The following is a 957-nucleotide window of genomic DNA, read 5'->3' on the forward strand; positions in this document are numbered from 1 at the left end:
TAGGTAAGTCTATATCGTAGCAAACGTGTTATGCAGGCGTTATGTGCCAGTTAGGCTTGGTTTAAAATATCGCAATTCAATTTACGGTAAATGTATATGCTGATAAAATGTATACTTTAGTTATTAGTATTAAATATGAAGTTAGACGAAATTGGTAAAGAGCTTTCAAAACTTGCAAATTTTGAAGTGGAAGTATACATAAAGCGTGGTGAGTTAATTTTTGCAGCAAAGGAGTATTTTTCTTCAGCTACAGAATGGCTTTCTTGGTCAAAAAATTATTTAGGAACAGGAAAAGCCTCTCATTACAAATATGTCACATTATATAAATGCTTTAATAATGGTACCTTTGGTAAGGAGATGAAAATACTATCAACTCAAGTATTATATTCTTTATCAAAAGATGAGATCCTCCGTAATAAAGCTAGAGTAGCGTTAAATGCGGGAGTGAAAGTTGATGATTTTTGGGTAAAAAACAACCAGTCATAATGCACATAACAAATGCATCAACACGATTTACTACACTCGGCATCTCAGGTTGTCGGGTCTTTCTCGTTTTAAGGCGTTAATTTTAAGTATAATTGCATAGTAGTAAACGTGTTATGCAGGCGTTGTGCGTATTGAGTCCGAAATTTTTTGTACGGTTCATCAAAAGGATCGCGGCTTTCATAGTTTCGGCTTAGTAAGCGTAAATTTCTTCTTTGTTGCCTTTTGGTTTCCGTTTCATCAGGTTCGGCAAATTAGCCCTTATTTCCCTAAGTTCAGGCGTTTCAGAAGCTATTTTACGCTTCAATTGTTCTTTGGTTATGCCTCATTTTAGTCTGCATCAGTGTTTTGCTCGCAGCATTTTCAATCCCAATTGTTGTTAGGATATTTGGTTTATCAGTTCCAAATCTGCTGAAACCAAATCGTTCAAATGATGTAAGAAAAAGGATTGTTTCGTTTCACAGTTATTGTTGT

Annotated in this window: 1 protein-coding gene; it reads left to right on the forward strand. The window is 34.9% G+C overall.

From position 1 onward, the window contains the following. The first annotated feature begins 135 nt into the window (after positions 1 to 135). The gene (locus F8B77_RS17315; RefSeq protein ID WP_151656807.1) at positions 136 to 486 is read left to right on the forward strand and encodes a hypothetical protein; all 351 of its coding nucleotides are present in this window, start codon (positions 136 to 138) and stop codon (positions 484 to 486) included. Positions 487 to 957 lie beyond the last annotated feature (471 nt).

It is taken from the genome of Aliivibrio finisterrensis (assembly GCF_008933155.1).
Classification (GTDB): domain Bacteria; phylum Pseudomonadota; class Gammaproteobacteria; order Enterobacterales; family Vibrionaceae; genus Aliivibrio; species Aliivibrio finisterrensis.

What these genes read in the sequence shown, in the direction of transcription:
- F8B77_RS17315 (WP_151656807.1), top strand. Translation starts at nt 136, where the DNA reads ATGAAGTTAGACGAAATTGGTAAAGAGCTTTCAAAACTTGCAAATTTT.